Source organism: Enterobacter chuandaensis, assembly GCF_039718975.1.
Classification (GTDB): Bacteria; Pseudomonadota; Gammaproteobacteria; order Enterobacterales; family Enterobacteriaceae; genus Enterobacter; species Enterobacter chuandaensis.
In genome coordinates, this window is sequence record NZ_CP097173.1 from 1223297 (window position 1) to 1243574 (window position 20278).

Annotated in this window: 18 protein-coding genes and 1 tRNA gene; 12 read left to right on the forward strand and 7 right to left on the reverse strand. The window is 57.9% G+C overall.

Translation table 11 applies throughout. From position 1 onward, the window contains the following. Positions 1-187: 187 nt before the first annotated feature. From MX657_RS05920 to pheP, 5 genes are all read left to right on the forward strand, one after another. Positions 188-264 (forward strand) — tRNA-Arg (locus tag MX657_RS05920). 88 nt (positions 265-352) lie between these two features. Then, positions 353-1573, forward strand: coding sequence for a cytochrome P450 (locus tag MX657_RS05925; protein WP_346807662.1), 1221 nt, complete (start codon positions 353-355; stop codon positions 1571-1573). 152 nt (positions 1574-1725) lie between these two features. Further along, complete coding sequence (locus MX657_RS05930; protein ID WP_346807663.1) at positions 1726-3909, forward strand: TonB-dependent receptor; 2184 nt, start codon at positions 1726-1728, stop codon at positions 3907-3909. A gap of 127 nt (positions 3910-4036) precedes the next feature. After that, the gene (locus MX657_RS05935; RefSeq protein WP_346807665.1) at positions 4037-6010 is read left to right on the forward strand and encodes a PhoX family protein; all 1974 of its coding nucleotides are present in this window, start codon (positions 4037-4039) and stop codon (positions 6008-6010) included. Between the two features lie 102 nt (positions 6011-6112). Then, positions 6113-7501 (forward strand): phenylalanine transporter, encoded by a 1389-nt coding sequence (gene pheP, locus MX657_RS05940; protein WP_346807667.1) that lies wholly within the window; start codon positions 6113-6115, stop codon positions 7499-7501. A 98-nt stretch (positions 7502-7599) separates the two neighbouring features. On the opposite strand, the gene MX657_RS05945 is transcribed toward pheP, so the two are convergent. Beyond that, entirely contained in the window at positions 7600-7899 is a 300-nt protein-coding gene (locus tag MX657_RS05945) for a helix-turn-helix domain-containing protein (protein WP_346807669.1), read from the reverse strand. A gap of 52 nt (positions 7900-7951) precedes the next feature. Further along, on the reverse strand, positions 7952-8074 hold the full coding sequence (locus MX657_RS05950; protein ID WP_429844641.1) for a hypothetical protein: 123 nt from the start codon (positions 8072-8074) through the stop codon (positions 7952-7954). Between the two features lie 205 nt (positions 8075-8279). On the opposite strand from MX657_RS05950, the gene MX657_RS05955 reads away from it, so the two are divergent. The 4 genes from MX657_RS05955 to MX657_RS05970 all read left to right on the forward strand — a co-directional run bounded on the left by MX657_RS05955 (position 8280) and on the right by MX657_RS05970 (position 12738). Further along, positions 8280-9515 (forward strand): MFS transporter, encoded by a 1236-nt coding sequence (locus MX657_RS05955; protein ID WP_119915180.1) that lies wholly within the window; start codon positions 8280-8282, stop codon positions 9513-9515. A 15-nt stretch (positions 9516-9530) separates the two neighbouring features. After that, a complete protein-coding gene (locus MX657_RS05960) occupies positions 9531-10556 on the forward strand; it encodes a sugar phosphate isomerase/epimerase family protein (protein ID WP_346807670.1) in 1026 nt (341 codons plus the stop codon). After that, positions 10549-11691, forward strand: a complete 1143-nt coding sequence (locus tag MX657_RS05965; RefSeq protein WP_346808529.1) for a Gfo/Idh/MocA family protein — start codon at positions 10549-10551, stop codon at positions 11689-11691. The genes MX657_RS05960 and MX657_RS05965 overlap by 8 nt, the downstream gene beginning before the upstream one ends. Before the next feature lie 75 nt (positions 11692-11766). Next, entirely contained in the window at positions 11767-12738 is a 972-nt protein-coding gene (locus MX657_RS05970; protein WP_346807672.1) for a LacI family DNA-binding transcriptional regulator, read from the forward strand. On the opposite strand, the gene MX657_RS05975 is transcribed toward MX657_RS05970, so the two are convergent. Then, positions 12739-13983, reverse strand: coding sequence for a mechanosensitive ion channel family protein (locus MX657_RS05975; RefSeq protein WP_080327991.1), 1245 nt, complete (start codon positions 13981-13983; stop codon positions 12739-12741). A gap of 65 nt (positions 13984-14048) precedes the next feature. After that, positions 14049-15485: an MFS transporter gene (locus MX657_RS05980; RefSeq protein WP_346807675.1), complete on the reverse strand. Its 1437-nt coding sequence runs from the start codon at positions 15483-15485 to the stop codon at positions 14049-14051. A gap of 107 nt (positions 15486-15592) precedes the next feature. Between MX657_RS05980 and MX657_RS05985 the strand changes: the two genes are divergently transcribed. Both MX657_RS05985 and MX657_RS05990 read left to right on the forward strand, forming a co-directional pair. Continuing rightward, positions 15593-16462, forward strand: a complete 870-nt coding sequence (locus MX657_RS05985) for a helix-turn-helix transcriptional regulator (protein WP_346807676.1) — start codon at positions 15593-15595, stop codon at positions 16460-16462. Between the two features lie 153 nt (positions 16463-16615). Beyond that, on the forward strand, positions 16616-17218 hold the full coding sequence (locus MX657_RS05990; RefSeq protein WP_346807677.1) for a hypothetical protein: 603 nt from the start codon (positions 16616-16618) through the stop codon (positions 17216-17218). Between the two features lie 27 nt (positions 17219-17245). Here the strand turns inward: MX657_RS05990 and nfsB are convergent, their stop codons facing one another. From nfsB to MX657_RS06005, 3 genes are all read right to left on the reverse strand, one after another. Beyond that, positions 17246-17899 (reverse strand): oxygen-insensitive NAD(P)H nitroreductase, encoded by a 654-nt coding sequence (gene nfsB, locus MX657_RS05995; protein WP_346807679.1) that lies wholly within the window; start codon positions 17897-17899, stop codon positions 17246-17248. Positions 17900-18019: 120 nt separating this feature from the next. After that, positions 18020-18388 carry an MmcQ/YjbR family DNA-binding protein gene (locus MX657_RS06000; RefSeq protein ID WP_346807681.1) on the reverse strand — a complete coding sequence of 123 codons (369 nt, stop codon included), beginning with the start codon at positions 18386-18388 and terminating at the stop codon, positions 18020-18022. Further along, the gene (locus MX657_RS06005) at positions 18378-18968 is read right to left on the reverse strand and encodes a TetR/AcrR family transcriptional regulator (RefSeq protein ID WP_346807682.1); all 591 of its coding nucleotides are present in this window, start codon (positions 18966-18968) and stop codon (positions 18378-18380) included. Before MX657_RS06005 ends, MX657_RS06000 begins: the two co-directional genes overlap by 11 nt. Before the next feature lie 191 nt (positions 18969-19159). Here MX657_RS06005 and MX657_RS06010 point away from each other — a divergent pair, with 191 nt between their 5' ends. Next, entirely contained in the window at positions 19160-20263 is a 1104-nt protein-coding gene (locus MX657_RS06010) for a RomA family MBL fold metallo-hydrolase (RefSeq protein ID WP_346807684.1), read from the forward strand. Positions 20264-20278 lie beyond the last annotated feature (15 nt).

Here is a 20278-nt window from a genome sequence, read left to right on the forward strand (position 1 = left end):
TTAAATGCAACTAAGCCTTTTCGCAGCGCTGAATTTTACGGTGAAACGGCGAGAAATGCTGAGAAAATAGCCGTATTTACAATCGGCTAGCGGTAATTGACCCTGAAAACGGAAAAGGCGTTGACTCACCTGTCATTGACCGTATAATTCTTCGCGTTTCACCACCGCGAAGTACACTCTTCTCAGTGCGCCCTTAGCTCAGTTGGATAGAGCAACGGCCTTCTAAGCCGTAGGTCGTAGGTTCGAATCCTACAGGGCGTGCCATTTAGCCTTTCCCTTTTCTGAAATATTTGAACTGAAACACATCCCTGCTTTACTGAAAGGTGATTAATCCTGTAATGAGGGTTCACCTGTGGCATATGTCGACAAAGCACTTCGGTTTAATCCCGCCTCACCTGTCTTTCAGGAAAATCTTCATAACGTCTATCACCATATGCGACACCACCAGCCGGTGGCGAGAATCGGTAAAACGTGGGTGCTTACCCGCTATCAGGATGTTTATCAGGCGCTAAAAGAGCGGGCGTTTGTCTCTTCTGGCATACCTGAGGATGTTCATACCGAAATGGAAAAACAGTGCTTCAGCCTGTCTCCCCCTTTGCGGGGCGTTCTGTACGGCATTGTGCTGTTTGAAGACGGGAATGTGCATCGCGCGCACCGTCAGGCGCTGCAGGCTCTTTTTACCGGCGAATCCTGGGCGGCGTTAACCCGGCTTGTTTCTGAGGAGTCGCATTCAGTGGTGGCAGATTTAACGGCCGCCGGCCCTTTTGACGGTATACGCCAGATAGCTGCGCCGCTCTGGGGGAAACTGTTTACCGCCTGGCTCAACCTGCCGGAAGCGCAGCAGGAGGTGGTAGAAGAAGAAAAAAATGCCATCCGGCTCTTATTGGATCCCAGCGCCATCGATCGGGAGGGACTTGAGCGGCTGATCGTGGCGCTTTCCCGTCTGGATGACAGTTTTCAACAACTCGCGCAGGCGCACAGACAGGGTTACGACTCGCTTTTTTATCGCAGCCTTCTGAAAGGATATGGCGGCGATCGGGATGCGCTTGCCGCGCGCTTTAGCACCGACTGCGTCACGATGCTTATCGGCGGCAGTGAAACCAGCGAAGCGTTAACCGGAAACCTGGTGTATATGCTGGCACAGCATCCTGAATTACAGGAAAGCGTCAGAAATAATACTCTTCGGATGAAAGAGATCGTCAGTGAAACCATGTGCTTTGAGTCTCCGCTGCAGATGGGCAGGCGAAGGGTTGTGTCTCCCGTGCAGTTTCTGGGGCGCGAACTTAAAACCGGGGATAACATCTTGTTATGCCTCGGTTCGGCGAATCGGGATGAAAGCGTCTTTGAAGAGGCGGGGCGCTTTATTCCCGGCCGCAGGAACGCACAGCGACAGCTGGGATTTGGAGCCGGTGTACACCAGTGTATTGGACAACTGCTGGCGCAGTGTCAGGCTGAAACGCTGGCGATGGCCTTAAGCGAACGCGGGACGATCTCTCTGGACGGAGTCGCGAAATGGTCGAATCGAAGCCTGATTCTCCGCACGCTGGAGACGCTGCCGGTTAAAATTATCTAAGCGATAATGACGAAGGCGACCCCCCTTATCACTCACTCATTTGCGCTTGCCAAAGCATAGATAATGCGTATAGTTCTCATTTGCATTGCACCCAATACATTCTAAGGCCCGACAACGGGCTATTTTTGCGCGCACTTTAAAATGAGTTAACTATGAACAACACCATCATGCACAAAACGCTGCTGGCGCTTGCCGTTGGCGCGGCGACACATTCCGTTTACGCGGCGGAAGAAAAAAAAGAAGACACCATCGTTGTGCAGTCAGCACCTGCCAGCGACTTCAAACCCGGTGGCGACCAGTTGGTACCGGCCTTCCTTGACGGACAGGTGGCGAACGGCGGGCGTATGGGGATGCTCGGCCAGCAGAACGCCATGGACGTGCCGTTCAACATCATCAGCTACACCTCGAAGCTGGTGGAAGATCAGCAGGCGAAAACCATTGCCGACGTAGTCGCCAACGACGCGGGCGTGCAGTTCGTTCAGGGGTACGGCAACAGCGCGGAAACCTTCCGCATTCGCGGCCTGAAGTTTGACGGTGACGACATGACCTTTGGCGGCCTGTCCGGCGTACTGCCGCGTCAGGTGGTGGATGCCCAGATGGTCGACCGCATCGAGATCTTCAAAGGCGCCAACTCGCTGATGAACGGCGCGGCAAGCTCCGGCGTGGGCGGGATGATCAACCTTGAGCCGAAACACGCGGGCGACACCCCGCAGGCGAAAGTGGGCGTGGACTACACCTCGGACTCCCAGATTGGCACCACGCTGGATGCGGGCCGTCGCTTTGGCGATAGCGACCAGTTTGGCGCGCGCGTGAACCTCGTGCATCGTGAAGGGGAAACCGGCGTACCGAACGACCGCCGCCGCACCACGCTGCTCTCCACCGGTCTGGACTATAAAGGCGACCGCTTCCGCACCTCACTGGACCTCGGTTATCAGAAAAAAACCTTCCACGGCAGCCCGACCAGCGTCAACATCTCGGCGGTGGATTTTGTGCCTGAACCGCCGAAGAACGATCGGAATTTCTCGCAGAAGTGGGCCTACAGCGACATCGAAAACGAGTTCGGGATGTGGCGCAGCGAGTACGACATCACCGATAGCTGGACGGCGTATACCGGACTGGGCGCGCAGCACGCGCACGAAGAAGGGATCTACAGCGCGCCGAAGCTGATGGATAAAAGCGGTAATGCGGTAGTCAGCCGTCTTGATACCAACCGTATCAGCGATTCCGTCAGCGGCATGGCGGGCATTCGCGGTAACTTCAACACCGGCTTCATCTCGCACAAGGTGAACGTCGGGTACTCCGCAATGACCAAAAACGAAAAAATCGCGTGGAAAATGTCGGCGACGAAGGATAACCCGATCACCAACATCTACCACAACACCGGCGTCGATATGCCGGACAGCACCAACCTCAACGGCTCCGGCGGTAAATACAGCGATCCGCTGACCAGCGGGCGCACCCGCACCCAGGGCTGGCTGCTGAGCGACACGCTGGGCGTGCTGGACGACAAATTGCTGTTCACCGCAGGCGCGCGCCATCAGAAAGTGGTCGTTCGCGGGTATAACAAAATTACCGGCGCAGAGAACGACGCGGATGGTTTCGACGGCAGCCGCTGGATGCCAACCTATGGCGTGGTCTACAAACCGTGGGAGGAAATTTCCCTCTACGCCAACCACACCGAAGCGCTGCAGCCGGGCAAAACCGCACCTAACACCGCCACCAACTACGGGCAGAGCACCGGCATCGTTCACTCTAAGCAGAACGAAGTGGGCGTGAAGGCGGACTTCGGGCGCGTGGGCGGCTCGCTGGCGCTGTTTGAGATCAAAATGCCGTCGGCGATCCTCGATGCTAACAATCACTACGGCCTGGATGCGGAGCAGCGTAACCGTGGCGTGGAGCTGAACGTCTTCGGCGAGCCGATGCTCGGGATGCGTCTGAACGCCAGCGCCACCTGGCTGCAGGCGGAGCTGACCAAAACTAAAAACGGCGTGAACCAGGGCAACGATGCGATCGGCATTCCGAACTTCTACGCCGTGCTGGGCGCGGAGTACGACATCAAGCCGGTTGAAGGCCTGACGGCGACCGCGCGCGTGAACCACTCCGGCACGCAGTATGCTGACCTGGCGAACACCAAAAAGCTCGACAGCTACACCACGCTGGATCTGGGCATGCGCTATCGCTTCGCGGTGAACCACAACGCAAACCAGATGACCGTGCGCGCGGGCATCGACAACGTGACCAATGAGAACTACTGGGCCAGCGTGGACGACTCCGGTACCTACATCACTCAGGGCGAACCGCGTACCTTTAAGGTCTCGGTTGGCTACGAGTTCTAAGCGTTCCACCTCGTTATCCGGGGCACGGATGCCCCCATCCTTCCGTCACTGTGTTATAAAATTGTAATAAAAGCTTCTTACACTGGTCGCCAACTCTTTACCTCTTGGCCAATGACAGGAAGCCGCTATGGGCAGACCCCTCAAATCCGTATTTAAAAAAGAACATCGCGACGACATTACTAACCGCAGCGCCAACCCGGTTTTCTCCCAGGTTGCAGAGGTGTTCCTCTCCCGCCGCCGTTTTCTCCAGATGGGCGCCGTGGCGGGGGCTGCCGTTTCATTCCCCTTTTTGATCAAACCCGAAAATGCCGTTGCCGCAGTATCGAAGCCTTCCGCGCTGGCAAAGGCGGTTTCCCTGGGCTTTACCAGCATTGACGTCTCCACGGAAGATACGGTCAGGGTGCCGGAAGGCTATATTGCCCGCCCGTTCTATCGCTGGGGTGACCCGACGGGGATCAAAAACAACATGCCGGCCTTTAAGCCGGACGCCAGCAACACCACGGACGAACAGGCCGTGCAGGCGGGCATGCACCACGACGGGATGGCGTGGTTTAGCCTGCCGCAGGGGGCGCACAACCCGGAGCATGGCCTGCTGGCGCTGAACCATGAATACATCGACAACGGAATGCTGTTTACCGACGGGACGGCGAACTGGAGCCTCGACAAGGCCCGCAAGGGGCAGAACGCGATGGGCGTGTCGGTGGTGGAAGTGAAAAAAACCGGCAGCGACTGGCAGGTGGTACGCCCGTCCTCCTATGCCCGCCGCATCACCGTCAATACGCCGATGCAGCTTACCGGCCCTGCGCGGCATCAGGACTTAATGAAAACCGCCGCCGACCCGAAAGGGGAGCGCGTGCTGGGCACTATGCAAAACTGCGCTAACGGCCATACGCCGTGGGGCACCTATCTCACCTGCGAGGAGAACTGGTCGGATATTTTTGTCAAAAAAGCCGATCGCAACCCGCTGGAAAAACGCTACGGCATCAGCGACAGCGATGAATCCTACCGCTGGAACGAGGTGGATGAGCGGTTCAGCGTCGATAAAACCCCTAATGAACCCAACCGTTTCGGCTGGGTCGTGGAAATTGATCCGTACAACCCGACCTCCACGCCGCGCAAGCACACCGCGCTGGGCCGCTTCAAGCATGAGGGGGCGGCCGTCACGCTCGCGGCCGATAACCGCGTGGTGGTCTATATGGGTGACGACCAGAAGTTTGAGTACATCTATAAGTTCGTCTCGGATAAAAAATACGATCCCGCGAACCGTGAAGCCAATATGCAGCTGCTGACCTCCGGCACGCTGTACGTCGCCAGGTTCAACGAGGACGGTAGCGGCGACTGGCTGCCGCTGATCTTCGGGCAAAACGGTCTGGATAAAAGCAACGGCTTTGAAAGCCAGGGCGATCTGCTGATTAAAACCCGCCTGGCGGCCGACGCGGTGGGGGCAACGAAGATGGATCGCCCCGAGTGGATTGCCGTCGATCCGCACGCCAGCGGCAGCGTCTACTGTACGCTCACCAACAACAGCGATCGCGGTAAAGAGGGAAAAGCGCCGGTGGATGCCGCCAACCCGCGCGCCAACAACGTGTTTGGTCATATTATGCACTGGCACGAAGACGGCGCCGATCCTGCCGCTGCACGCTTTAAGTGGGATATTCTGGTGATGGCCGGGCGCACTGACGGCGACGATCCGAAGGCCAAAGGCTCCATGCAGGGCGCGGCATTCGGCAGCCCGGATGGGTTGTCGTTCGATCACCAGGGCGTCCTGTGGATCCAGACCGACGTCTCCTCCAGCACCATCAATAAGAAAGCGTACGAGGGGATGGGTAATAATCAGATGGTGGCCACCATTCCGGGCACCAACGAGTATCGCCGGTTCCTGACCGGGCCGCGCGGATGCGAAATCACCGGCATTGCGTTTACGCCGGACAACCGGACGCTGTTTATCAACATACAGCATCCGGGGGAGGGCGGGGATGATATTACCGACCCGGCCAATCCGCGCGCCGTCTCCAACTGGCCGGACGCCAGCCCGAACGGACGCCCGCGTTCGTCAACGGTGGTGATTACCAAAGCGGACGGCGGCATCATCGGGTCGTAACGTTTATCCGCCGGGCGCACGCGCTGGCCCGGCGTTAAGCTTGCTACCACCAGCATGAAGTGTTAAAACGTGCCCCTTCTAAAAAAGAGACAGGGGTAGGGCGTGAAAGACGCGTCATCCGCTTCAGGCCATGGTAGCGCTGAAGCCACGTCGGATCAGAATCCGACGCTGCAACGTGGTTTGCAAAATCGACATATTCAGTTAATTGCCCTCGGCGGCGCGATCGGTACCGGGCTGTTTCTCGGTATCGGCCCCGCCATTCAGATGGCCGGTCCGGCGGTTCTGCTGGGTTACGCGATCGCGGGGATTATCGCCTTCCTGATCATGCGCCAGCTCGGCGAGATGGTCGTTGAAGAGCCGGTGTCAGGCTCCTTCGCACACTTTGCCTATAAATACTGGGGTCCGTTCGCAGGCTTCCTTTCTGGCTGGAACTACTGGGTGATGTTCGTGCTGGTGGGGATGGCAGAGCTGACCGCCGCAGGCATCTATATGCAGTACTGGCTCCCGGACGTGCCGACGTGGATCTGGGCGGCGGCCTTCTTCATCATCATTAACGCCGTTAACCTCGTCAACGTGCGTCTTTACGGTGAAACTGAGTTCTGGTTTGCGCTGATTAAAGTGCTGGCGATTATCGGCATGATCGGCTTTGGTCTGTGGCTGCTGTTCTCCGGCCACGGCGGCGAGCGGGCCACTATCGACAACCTGTGGCAGCACGGCGGCTTCCTGGCGACCGGCTGGAAAGGGCTGATCCTGTCGCTGGCGGTGATCATGTTCTCCTTCGGCGGGCTGGAGCTGATTGGCATTACCGCTGCTGAAGCGCGCGACCCGCACAAAAGCATACCGAAAGCGGTCAACCAGGTGGTGTACCGTATCCTGCTGTTCTATATCGGCTCGCTGGTGGTACTGCTGGCGCTCTACCCGTGGGTGGAAGTGAAGTCCGACAGCAGCCCGTTCGTGATGATTTTCCACGATCTGAACAGTAACGTGGTCGCTTCGGCGCTGAACTTTGTCATCCTCGTGGCCTCGCTGTCGGTTTATAACAGCGGGGTTTACTCTAACAGCCGCATGCTGTTTGGCCTCTCCGTGCAGGGCAACGCGCCGAAGTTCCTTACCCGCGTCAGCCGTCGCGGCGTGCCGGTTAACTCGCTGTTCCTTTCCGGCGCAATCACCTCGCTGGTGGTACTGATTAACTATTTGCTGCCGAAGGAGGCGTTTGGCCTGCTGATGGCGCTGGTTGTCGCCACGCTGCTGCTGAACTGGATCATGATCTGCCTGGCTCACCTGCGCTTTCGCGCGGCGATGCGCCGCAAGGGACGCGAGACGCAGTTCAAAGCGCTGCTCTACCCGGCGGGGAACTATATCTGTATTGCGTTCCTGGGGCTGATTCTGGTGCTGATGTGCACCATGGAGGAGATGCGTCTCTCGGCGATGCTGCTGCCGGTGTGGGTGGTGTTCCTGTTTATCGCATTTAAGCTCTCGCGCAAAAAGTAGCGCGGTTTTCTCCCTCTCCCTGTGGGAGAGGGCCGGGGTGAGGGCACCAGACCGCACCTGCCTTCACGCCCGGTCAGGCGAAGCAGCCACCTGCAGTATCAAATCTGAAACGCGATCCGTTTCCCATTCGGTAACGTCACATCAATGCTCATTTCACCGCCGAGCGCGCTGACATAGCGCTTGAGCGTTGAAAGCCGGGGATCGTTTCCCGGTTGTTCGATTTTTGCCACAGTAGGTTGTTTTACCCCCATAGCCTCGGCCAGCTCTGTCTGTGAAACATTGAGCTCTTCCCGCAGCTGGCTCAGGGCAACAATTCTGCGCATCACTTCAACTTTAGCCGCAATACGCTCCTGACTTTCCGCGCTCTGTTGTGCCATGAGTTCGTTTAGCGTTGCCATATGGCCTCCTTATCCGCCAGATGTCTGCTGTACTCAACGTCAGCCAGCGAGATCATTTCGTTATAAAACCGTGTTTGGTTGCAACCGGTTTTGTCGCCAGCACATCTTCTTTTAATGCTGTTGTTTGTTCAAAGAACCATTCGTCAAATCTGTCCGTTGTCTCGACATTCCACATCGTTTCTCCTGTAGCTTCCTCGCGGTATCATTTTATAGCCTATTGGCTATATCGACAACCAAAACGCCTCGTTTTGTCATACAGCGATCTTTATCGTGACCCCCCTCCCAAATCTGTTTCGATCCACAGGATCTTTAATTTGTAATCGATTACTTTTCATTTGAACTGTTTTGTAATCGATTACTTTTTCCGGGTGAGGCTTATCATGGTGTCAACTGAAAGTAGTGAAAAGGCCATAGCGCAGCATCGGCTGCTGGTGCCGCGTCTGTCGCTGATGATGTTTCTGCAGTTTTTTATCTGGGGTAGCTGGTCGGTTACGCTCGGCCTGGTGATGACCCAGCACAACATGTCTCTGCTGATTGGCGATGCGTTCTCCGCTGGCCCAATTGCCTCCATTCTCTCGCCGTTCGTGCTCGGGATGCTGGTGGACCGCTTCTTCGCCTCGCAGAAGGTGATGGCGGTGATGCACCTGGCGGGCGCGGCCATCCTCTGGTTTGTGCCGGGGGCGCTGATTGCCGAAAACGGCGCGCTGCTGATTGGCCTGCTGTTTGGCTACACGCTCTGCTACATGCCGACGCTGGCGCTGACCAATAACATCGCGTTCCACAGCCTGGCGAACGTGGATAAAACCTTCCCGGTAGTACGCGTGTTCGGCACCATCGGCTGGATCGTGGCGGGCATTTTCATCGGCGTCACCGGCGTGGCGTCCAGCGTCACCATCTTCCAGGTGGCGGCGATAAGCTCCGTGCTGCTGGCGCTTTACAGCCTGACGTTGCCGCACACGCCTGCCCCGGCGAAAGGCCTGCCGGTGAAGGTGCGCGATCTCTTCTGCGCGGATGCCTTTGCGCTGCTCAAAACCCGCCACTTTTTCGTCTTCTCCGTCTGCGCGATGCTGATCTCCGTTCCGCTCGGCACCTACTACGCCTACACCGCCTCGTATCTGGCGGATGCCGGAATTGCCGACGTCAGTACCGCCATGTCGTTCGGGCAGATGTCGGAAATCTTCTTCATGCTGGTCATTCCGCTGCTGTTCCGCCGTCTGGGCGTGAAGGTCATGCTGCTGATCGGCATGCTGGCGTGGTTTGTGCGTTACGCCATGTTCGCACTGGGCGTGAGCGAGGAGGGGCGCATCCTGCTATACCTCGGCATTCTGCTCCACGGCGTCTGCTACGATTTCTTCTTTGTTGTCGGCTTTATCTACACCGACCGCGTGGCGGGCGAAAAGGTGAAAGGCCAGGCGCAGAGCATGATTGTGATGTTCACCTACGGCATCGGCATGCTGCTCGGCTCGCAGATTTCCGGCGCGCTTTATAACCGCCTGGTGGCCGGGCAGACCGTGCCGCAGGCGTGGGTGACATTCTGGTGGATCCCGGCGGTGGCTGCCGCGGCGATCGCGCTAATTTTCCTTCTCACGTTTAAGTATGACGATGACAAGGCGTAATGTTCAGGAGGTGGTATGAGGACGATAAAAGGGCCCGGCATTTTTCTCTCGCAGTTTATTGGCGCAGAAGCGCCGTTTAACAGCCTCGACGGGCTGGCAGGATGGGCGGCTGCAAAGGGTTACAAAGCGGTGCAGCTCCCCTGCAACCATCCGCATATTTTTGATGTGGAGAAAGCGGCGGAGAGCCAGAGCTACTGCGATGACATCGCCGCCAGGCTGGCCGCGCACGGGCTGGTCATCAGCGAACTGTCGACCCATCTGGAAGGGCAACTCGTGGCGGTAAACCCGGCCTACAGCGACGCGTTTGACCACTTCGCGCCCGCGTCCGTGCGCGGTAATGATGCGGCCCGCCGGGCGTGGGCGACGGAAAAGCTGAAGCAGGCGGCGGTTGCCTCGGCCAGATTAGGCCTGAAAGCGCACGCCACCTTCTCCGGCTCGCTGGCCTGGCCGTTTTTCTACCCGTGGCCGCCGCACAATGAGCAGCGTTTTCAGGATGCATTCAAGGAATTGGCAACCCGCTGGCGGCCGATTCTGGATACCTTCGACGAGCAGGGCGTGGACGTCTGCTTTGAGCTGCATCCGGGGGAAGATCTGCACGACGGCGTGACCTTCGAGCGTTTTCTGGCGCTGGTGGATAACCATCCGCGCTGCAACATTCTCTTTGATCCGAGCCATATGCTGCTGCAGCAGATGGACTACCTGACCTTTATCGACATCTACCACGCGCGCATCAAGGCGTTTCACGTGAAGGATGCGGAGTTCCGCTCCAGCGGGCGCAGCGGTGTCTACGGCGGCTACCAGCCGTGGATCAACCGCGCCGGTCGCTTCCGTTCGCTCGGCGACGGGCAGATCGACTTTAAGGGCATTTTCAGCAAGCTGACCCAGTACGACTATGACGGCTGGGCGGTGCTGGAGTGGGAGTGCTGCCTGAAGGACGGCGAAACCGGCGCGCGGGAAGGCAGCGAATTTATCCGCCGCCACATCATTCCGGTTTCCGGACGCGCGTTTGATGATTTCGCTGCTGGAGGCAAGCATGATTAACGTCGGGGTTATCGGCAGCGGGTTTATCGGCCCGGCGCATATCGAGGCGCTGCGGCGTCTCGGTTTTGTGCAGGTTGTGGCGCTCTGCGACGGCACGCTGGCTCAGGCGCAGGAAAAGGCGCGAGCCTTGAATGTGCCCCATGCCTACGGCAGCGTCGAGGAACTGCTGGCGCACCCCGATCTGCACGTGGTGCACAACTGCACGCCGAACCACCTGCACGCGGAGATTAACCGCCAGATCCTGCGCGCGGGCAAGCACGTCTTTTCCGAAAAGCCGCTGTGCATGACCCCGGGCGAGGCGCGCGAGCTGGTGGCGCTGGCGGAGCAGGCGGGCGTGGTACACGGCGTCAGCTTTGTCTATCGCCAGTTTGCGATGGTGCGCCAGGCGGCGAGTATGATGCGTGCGGGCAGCGTCGGGCGGCTGTTCGCCTCGCACGGCAGCTACCTGCAGGACTGGATGCTGCTGGAAACCGACTACAACTGGCGGGTGGATGCCGCGCTGGGCGGCGCATCGCGCGCGGTGGCGGATATCGGCTCCCACTGGTGTGACACGGTGCAGTTCGTCACCGGGCGGCGCATTACCGAGGTGATGGCGGATCTCGCCATCGTTTGGCCGACGCGCAGGGCCAGCAAGGGCGGGAATCAAACCTTCTCCCACGACGAGCAGGCGGAGTATGAAGACAAACCGGTTACTACCGAGGACTTCGGCTCGGTATTGTTCCGCTTTGACGACGGCAGTAAAGGCAGCTTTAGCGTCTCGCAGGTGAGCGCCGGGCGTAAAAACCGCCTGATGTTTGAGATCAACGGCAGCGAGCGGTCAGTGGCGTGGGATCAGGAGAATCCGCAGCAGCTGTGGATCGGCCATCGCGCACAGGCCAACCAGACGCTCACCGACGATCCGGGGCTGATGAACCCTGACGTGGCCGACAGCGCCCACTTCCCCGGCGGGCATATTGAAGGCTGGCCGGATGCCTTCAAAAATATGATGGCGCAGTTCTACCGCGCCGTGCAGGCGGGCGCGATGCCGGAGGCGCCGCAGTTTGCAACGTTTCACAACGGCGCAAACGTGATGTATATCATTGATGCGATAGTGAAAAGCCATCAGCAGCAGCGCTGGGTGCGCGTGGCGCAATGACGCGTTGCCCGGTTCGCCGGGCAACCATTTTATGGTAGCCTGCATAAAACGCTAACCGCAGGATGTGTCGTCGCTATGTCAATTCAGAAAATCGCTCAGCTTGCCGGGGTCTCCGTGGCGACGGTTTCCCGCGTGCTCAACAACAGCGACACCGTGAAGGCGAAAAACCGCGAACGCGTCCTGCAGGCGATCCAGGAGAGCAACTACCAGCCGAACCTGTTGGCCCGTCAGCTGCGCACCGCCCGCAGCTATATGATCCTGGTGATGGTGTCGAACATCGCCAACCCGTTCTGCGCCGAGGTGGTGAAGGGCATTGAAGAAGAGGCCGAGAAAAACGGCTACCGCATTCTGCTCTGCAACTCCGGATCGGATATCGAGCGCTCCCGCTCGGGCTTGAGCCTGCTCTCCGGCAAAATCGTCGACGGCATTATCACCATGGACGCCTTCTCGAAGCTGCCGGAACTGGCCGCGCTAATTGGCAACGCGCCGTGGGTGCAGTGCGCCGAATACGCCGATGCGGGCGCGGTCTCCTGCGTTGGCATCAATGATGTGGACGCTTCACAACACGCGGTCAGCCAGCTGGCCGACGGCGGCCACAAACGCATCGCGATGATCAACCACGATCTCAGCTACAAATATGCCCGTCTGCGCGAGCGCGGCTACAAGAGCGTGATCCACCTGAAGGGTCTGGAGTATCAGGCGGTGGAATACGCGAGCGATCTCAGCTCGCGCGCCGGGATGGTCGCGATGCAAAATCTACTGAAAGAGAATCCACCGGACGCGGTATTTGCCGTTTCCGATACCCTGGCGGCGGGCGCGCTGCGCGCCATTCAGCAGGCCGGGCTACGCGTGCCGGAGGATATTGCGGTTGTCGGTTTTGACGGCACCGAACTGGCGGACATGATTTCACTGACCACCATTGAGCAGCCGTCGTGGGATATCGGGCGCAAGGCGGTCGATTTGCTGTTAAATAAGATCGACAACCCGGATGCGCCCACGGAAAGGGTCATGATGGACTGGCGCTTTATTTCCCGCGCCAGCGCCTGATTATTTTGCGATAACGCCCGCCAGGGAGCGAATATCGTTCCCGGTTGGCGACTGGTGAATACGCAGACCAAATTCATCCACCACCGCAAAAATATGGTCGAAAATATCCGCCTGTATTTCTTCATATTCCGCCCAGATCACCGTGTTGGTGAAGGCGTATATTTCAATCGGCAGCCCGTTGGCATCCGGCGCGAGCTGGCGCACCATTAACGTCATATCCTTGCGAATGCGCGGGTGGTTGCGCAAATATTCATTCAGGTAGGCGCGGAAGGTGCCAATATTGGTCATCTTGCGCAGGTTTAATACCGATTCTCCCTCACCGTTCTGCTGGTTCCACAGGTTAATTTCCTCATGTCGGGCGGCCAGATAAGGCTTCAGCAGCTTCGCCTGGATCAGCTTCTGCTGCTCCTGCTCGTCGAGAAAATGAATGCTGGTGGTGTCGATATTCAGGCTGCGCTTAATGCGTCGCCCGCCGGAGGCAGACATCCCGCTCCAGTTGATAAAGGCGTCGGAGACCAGCGCCCACGTCGGGATGGTGGTGATGGTGTTATCGAAGTTGCGCACCTTCACGGTGGTCAGGCCGATGTCCGTCACCGTACCGTTAGCGCCGTATTTTGGCATCTCCAGCCAGTCGCCGAGCTTGAGCATATCGTTGGCGGAAAGCTGAATCCCCGCCACCAGCCCGAGTATCGGGTCTTTAAAGACCAGCATCAGCACGGCGGCCATGGCGCCCAGACCGCTTATGAGAATCGCCGGGGACTGGCCGATCAGCAGGGAGATAATCAAAATCCCTACCAGAATGGCGCTCACCAGCTTGATGCCCTGGAAGATCCCCTTCAGCGGCAGCTGCGACGCGGTGGCCATTTTCTGCGACAGATTGAAAATCACGTCCAGCAGCGAGAAGAAGGAGAGCAGGGCATACACCATCACCCACAGCTTCGCGCAGGTGGTGAGCATTTCCGCGGCTTCACTGCCTTTTTGCAGCCACAGAACCGCCTGAACGTTGACGATTATCCCCTGCAGGGTAAAGGCCAGACGGTGAAATAACTTATTCTGGGTAATGATCTGCAGCCATAAATGGCTGCTGGCCTGCGCGCGTTTCTCGAACGCGCGAAGCACTACTTTGTGAAGAATAAAATGAACGATGAGGGCAGTAAGAAAAATAATACCAAAGATAATCACTAAAGAGGTGGTGTGATTAATTTCAATCCCTAACTCTTCAACCTGAGCAATTAATTCCTGCATAACGTCTCCTGTATTGATGCAGCCCCATAATGGCGGCTGCGGATCTATTATGCAAATTCACAGGGTTATTTGGCGGTCTCACAGACCTTCACTACCGGCAGGCAGAGACGATGACGCATGCGCAGCGTCGCCAGCGCCAGAATAACCATCAGGCCCGTTTCCACCGCCAGGAAGAGGTTGATCGCCTGCGTATAATCCCCATGATAATTTTGCAGCCCGTGCAGCAAAATCGCGCCGAAAATGGCGGGGCCAAGCCCCAGCGCGGCCTGCTGCAGCGTGCTGAGAATGGCGCTCGCGGCTCCCGCGTCATCAGGCTGAATATCGCGCATCCCTATGCGGTAGAAGCTGTTCACAATCAGCGCCTGCCCGTAACCGACCAGCCCGGTCGCCGGGGCCAGCGTCAGCGCGGTGTTGTACACGCCCCAAATCCGGAACGTCGCGATGAGCGCCAGCAGGCCGATAATCTGGATCGCCAGTCCCGTCAGCAGAATGGTGCTGGTGCTGTAGCGGGCAATCAGGCGCGGCGCGAACCACGCGGAAATAAAGTAGGCCACGCCCAGGGCGATAAAGCTGTTCCCGGACTGCCACGGCGCCATCCCCAGGCCGGTCTGCATTGTCAGCGCCATGCAGAACATAAACCCGGACCAGACGCTGAAAAAGAGCATCGCGATCAGCACGCCAAAACGGATGCTGTTGAGCTGCATCAGACGCGGCGGGATCAGCGGGTGCGCATCTTCACGTTCTTTTTTGCGCGCGTTCAGCACCATTAAATATGCCAGTGGAATAATGGCCACCAGCGCGGCCTTCAGCGGCCACGACCAGTGCCACTGCGGGCCGAGCGCCATCGGGAACAGCAGGAAGCAGAGAACAATCGCCAGCAGCACGGTGCCGGTCCAGTCGATACGTGACGGGGTATCGCGGCGGGTTTCCGGTACGTAGCGACGGCTCAGCGCCAGCACCATCAGACAAATCGGCACGTTAATAAAGAAGGCGTTACGCCAGCCCAGCCCGGCGATATCCGCCGATACCAGCCAGCCGCCGCCCATCTGGCCGACGATAAACGCAATTCCGCCGATGCCGCCGAACAGGCTAATGGCTTTCGCATGAGCGGTCCCTTTTAACGTGACGTGCAGCGTGGCAAGGATCTGCGGCATGATGAGCGCAGCCCCCGCGCCCTGAACGATGCGCGCCGCCAGCAGTTGCTCAATGTTGCCCGCCATGCCGCACAGCAGCGAGGCCAGACCAAAACTCGCTACGCCCCACATAAACAGGCGGCGACGACCGAAGTTATCCCCCAGCTTACTGCCGAGCGCCAGACAGACGGCGAAGGCCACGCCGTAGAGGGCGACAATCAGTTCCAGCTCGGTGGCGCTGGCATGCAGTGAGTGGGTGATGGAATCCAGCGCCACGTTGGTGATGGAGGTATCAATCAGCGGCAGCATCTGGCCGGTTAACAGCAATATCAGGCCTGCGCGGCCCGGTGAAACAACAGACGTATTCATGGGAACTCCATTGCGTCATTCATCAGATGGTCGTAGCATCAACCATCTGATAAACGGGTACCAGTTCTTGCTTATACTGGTACTAGCACTACCATGCAGGGGGATTTATGGCCTTGATGTCTGAACCCGTCATCTCACTTCAGGATGACACCCGAAAACAGCTGGGGGCATTTTTGCGCGCACGCCGTGAAAGCCTCGATCCGCAGCGTCTCGGCCTGCCGCGCAGCGGTCGCCGCCGCACGCCTGGGCTGCGCCGGGAAGAGGTGGCGATGCTCGCGGACGTCGGCGTGACCTGGTACACCTGGCTGGAGCAGGGCAGGGACGTCAATCCGTCCAGCGCGGTGATGGCCGCCATCGCGAAAGCGCTGCAGTGCACGCCAACCGAGGCCCGGCATCTTTTCGTGCTCGCCGGCCTGCCGCCGGGAGAAGCGCCGCAGGCGGTCTGCTGCGAGGGCATCAGCGAAGGCACTCGTCGCCTGCTCGATACTTTGTTGCCTAAACCCGCCAGCATCCAGAAGCCCAATTTCGACATCGTGGCGTGGAACGACAGCTTCGGGCATCTGATGGGCGTTGATTTCAATGACATCCCGCCGGAAGACCGCAACTGTATTTATCTGTTCCTCACCCACCCAGCGTGGCGCGCGCGGCTCGGCAAGCGTGACGACGTGCTGCCGATTTTCGTCTCCTATTTCCGCGCGGCAATGGCGGAGCACCGGGGTGACCCGCTGTGGGAAGCGAAACTGGCGCGCTTCTTCGCGGTGTCGGAGGAGTTCAAAACCTTGTGGCACCAGCGCAACGATGTGCGCGGCGTGGAGAACCAGCTCAAGCTGTTTACCCATCCTGAGCTGGGAGATTTTACGCTGCAGCAGATGTACTGGTACTCCGCACCGCGAAACGGCTCGAGGTTGCTGGTCTATCTCCCGGTGGATGAGGCGGGGGAGAGGGCGATGGAATGGCTGGCGGAGCAGGGGAAGTAGGTTTTTTGCGAGGCGCTTTCAGGGAATCACTGCCGATTCTGCTAAGTCGATGAGACAGGTATAAGGTGAGGTTTAAATTAAACCAACCGACTGAATCGACATCATTTCGATGAGATGTTAAGTCGTTTATACTCACGGAATGAGAAACCACCGATGTCGCCACTGATGATTGATTCCGCTGACTTCAGCCAAAAACTCGGCCTTATCTCCCGAAACGTCGAACATACCGAAGCGTTTCTGGCGCGGGGTACGGTGGATTTTCATTTGCCGGGTTTTTTGCTGCCTGTCGGCTACCGGCTCTTAAAATCCCGTTATGGCGACGAATACCGTCTCGTGACTACCGACGACGGTAAGCCGTATACGGTCTATGCCGTCAAGCTTGAGTTTCATAAAGAAATTACCTTTCCCCACGGTGCTGCTACGCAGGTGATGGTGTGGCGTACGCCACGCGCCGTCCACGAACGCGTGATAAGCGGATTACCGCAATTATTTTTCCAGTGGCTGTTAAGCGAATACGACATTGTTGTTTCGGATAGCGAGCAAACGGGAGACGGACAGCGGTTCTGGCTGCGCATGATCGACTGGGCGTTTACCATGAACTATCGCATAAGCGTGGCAGACGGTACGGTGGGAGAAGCATGGACGTTAACGCCCGTAAACTCTTACGCTGAGCTGGAAGAGCGTTGGATTGCCTTTGCCTGGGGCAACGATCGCGATGTCCATCCGCATCGCAGGCTGGTCATCAGTAAAACGTAACGGGCCGCACGCAGCGGCCCGTCAGAATCAGCACTCGGTCACAATCGTGCTCAGCGGCAGGCGGGACTTCGGCAGCGTGGCGTTAAAATCTTCCACGCTGTGGTGCCCAACCGGGACCACCACCAGGCTGGTAAAGCCTTTCTCTTTCAGACCAAACTCTTCGTCGAGAATAGCGGCGTCGAAACCTTTGATTGGCACGGCGTCCAGACCCATCGCGCCCACGCCCAGCAGGAAGTTGCCGACGTTCAGGTAAACCTGTTTCGCCATCCACTGGTCGTCATCTTTCAGATCCACGCGGTGCATGTCGGCGAAGTAGGTGCGGCCCTTATGGTTCGCGGCTTTGGCTTCCGGGGTGTTGAAACGGCCATCGGCTTCTTCCTGGTCGACAACGCGCTCAAGCCATGCGTCGTCCATCGCGGTTTTCGCGCAGAACACCACCACGTGAGAGGCATCCAGCATTTTGCGTTCGTTGAAGACGTAGGTGCCCGCGGCAGATTTTGCCACGCGCGCTTTCCCTTCCTCGGTGCTGGCCACAATGAAGTGCCACGGCTGGGAGTTGGTGCTGGACGGGCTGTACTGCAGCAGGGTTTTGATTTTCTCTGCTTCTTCAGCAGTCAGTTTTTTGGTTGGGTCGAACGCCTTGGTGGAGTGGCGTTTCAGGGCGACAGAAATGATATCCATAACAACTCCTGGTGATGAAATTCGCCCGTGCGCGGGCGCGAAAGGAGAGCAGATTACCGCGCGAAGCGGCAAAAGATAAGTGCGATTCGAGCGGTTATACTGTTCGGCACAAACGAACAATCAGGCCGGACGTATCCACTTTTGATCTTTTTTCGGTAGCTTATCGACGACCAGATTCCACGAATCCGCGATCAGGTCGGTGACCAGTTCAGGCGTGATGTCCTCGGTGCCGTAGAGCGAAATCCAGTGCTTTTTATTGAGGTGATAGCCCGGTTCAATGCCACGGTAAATCTGCTGGTTTAACAAAGATTTTTCCGGGTCGGATTTCAGGCTTACGTGGGGGCGTCCGTGCGCGGTGGCCATCAGCATAAAAATTTTCCCGCCGATTTTAAACACGTCATACTCCGGGCCGAACGGCCAGCAGTGTTCGGTGAAAGGCATCTCCAGCGCCACGCGTTTTGCGTGCGCCTGCAGGGATTTACTGTCCATCGTTATCTTCCTGAGCAAGCCCGCGCCACATGGCCTCAAAACCCAGCGCTTTAAAATTAGCGGCGCGGGACGGATCGCGGGTGGCAAATTCCATGGTGGTTTCGGCCAGCGATAAGAAAAGCGCATCGCCAAACGTTTTAAATTCATCTGACATAAACACCGGGCGCACCGAGCGGCGGCACAGCTCATGGAGTTCCGGGAACATCTCTTTCACTGCCTGTTCCGTTTCAGCACTCAGTTTTTCACTGACGCCAATCTGGCGTATCGCCGCATGTGCGACAGGGTGACGAATGCCCCAGTCCACATAGCTGTTCCAGATATTACGGGTATGCTCTTTTGGCTCGGTGATGGTGCGATCGAGGTTCGTCAGCATGGTGTGGCAGAGATCCTGCTTCAGGTGCAGGTAGAGGGCATTCAGCAGATCGTCTTTGGTAGCAAAGTAGCGAAACAGAGTGCCTTCAGCGACGCCCGCGTTCTGGGCAATGAGCGCCGTTGAGGCCGCAATCCCTGACTGCGCAAACGCAGCGGTTGCTGCTTCCAGTAAGGCCTGTTTTTTATCTTCACTCTTCGGACGTGCCACTCAATTCTCCCCCTTGTCAATTGTAAAAAAACGTATTGAAGCATGTGGTTCATACCGCTGCAACGCGGAATGTCAAAGATCGAAAACGTCTTGACGATATATTCATCATATCTAATAATGAGTGCTTACTCACTCATAATCAAGTTCAACCCGCGTAAACCATCGGACGGGTCGCGTACTCGGGTCAGGAAATGAAAAAGCCTCTATTCATCTGCGTGGTGCTTGTCATGATTATTGCTTCAGCTGCGAGTTTACCTTTTATTCTGAACGCCGGATTTGGCCAGCCACCGCAGGGTGAGCAGCTCTCCGGTGTAGAAGCCTCCCCGCACTATCGCGACGGGAAGTTCCACAATACGCTGCCGACGCCGGGCTTCACCGGTGAGCAAAATATGCTGGTAGCGTGGTGGCAGTTCCTGACCCGTAAAACCGAAAATGCCCGCCCGGCGCAGCCGCTGCCGCTGGTGAAAACCGATCTTGCCAGCCTGCCGCTGGAGCAGGATACGCTGGTGTGGCTCGGCCACTCGTCCTGGTATATGCAGCTGGCGGGTAAACGCATCCTGATCGACCCGGTCCTGGGTAATTACGCCGCGCCGTTCTCGTTCCTCAATAAAGCGTTTGCGGGGGAGTACCCATGGCGCGCGGAGAGCATGCCCGAAATCGACCTGCTGATTATCTCGCACGATCACTACGACCATCTGGATTACGCCACCATCCGGGCGCTGCTGCCGAAGGTGAAGCGCGTGGTCACGCCGCTCGGCGTAGGTTCACACCTGCGCTACTGGGGCATGAGCCCGGAGATTATTGACGAGCGGGACTGGAACCAGTCGGTGCAGATCGGCGATGCGCTGACGGTGCACGTGCTGCCCGCGCGACACTTCTCCGGGCGCGGCATTAAGCGCGACCAGACCCTGTGGGGCAGCTTTATGTTCGTCACGCCAGAGCAGAAAGTTTACTACAGCGGTGACTCCGGCTACGGCCCGCACTTTAAGGCCATCGGCGAGCAGTTTGGCGAGGTGGATTTAGCCATCATGGAAAACGGTCAGTACGACCAGGACTGGAAGTACATCCACATGCTGCCGGATGAGACGGCGCAGGCCTCGGCGGATCTCAACGCGAAAGCGGTGGTGCCGGGGCATAACGGACGTTTCGTGCTGGCGAAGCATACGTGGAACGATCCGCTGATCCAGCTGGCGCGGGCCAGCAAGGACAAAAATTATCGGCTGCTGACGCCGGAGCTGGGCGAACCGGTCCGGGTGAGCGATAGCACGCAACAATTTCGCGAGTGGTGGGAATAATGTTGAACCGAGAAG